This window comes from Hungatella sp. SL.1.14, from assembly GCF_024460495.1.
Taxonomy (GTDB): domain Bacteria; phylum Bacillota; class Clostridia; order Lachnospirales; family Lachnospiraceae; genus Hungatella; species Hungatella hathewayi.
The window spans coordinates 1-301 of the sequence record NZ_JANFYJ010000339.1; the positions used below are offsets into that span (position 1 = coordinate 1).

A 301-nucleotide genomic window follows, 5' to 3' on the forward strand; every position below is an offset into this window, starting at 1 on the left:
CATGGGACTGGTGATTATCCTCTGCTCCGTCGGACAATACTACCAGACCAAAGAGAAAGATAATTTAAAATAGGAGGGCGGCAAGATGAAAAAGAAATATTTTAACCGGATTTTGCTGGTCATGTGCGCATGTGTGATTGCGTATGCGTTTCTGCTGCCGCTGCTTTTTATGCTGTTTACCAGCTTTAAGGGTCTGGCGGAGGCGATGACCTCTTCAACGCTGCTGCCTCACACGTGGACGCTGCAGATTTACCGCGATCTGTTTGCCAGTACATCCACGGCGCCGATCTTTAAATGGCTG

At 48.5% G+C, this 301-nt stretch carries 1 pseudogene; it reads left to right on the forward strand.

The features are described 5' to 3' along the window. Positions 1 to 85: 85 nt before the first annotated feature. Positions 86 to 301: pseudogene (locus NE473_RS31255) on the forward strand (carbohydrate ABC transporter permease); the annotation flags it as partial.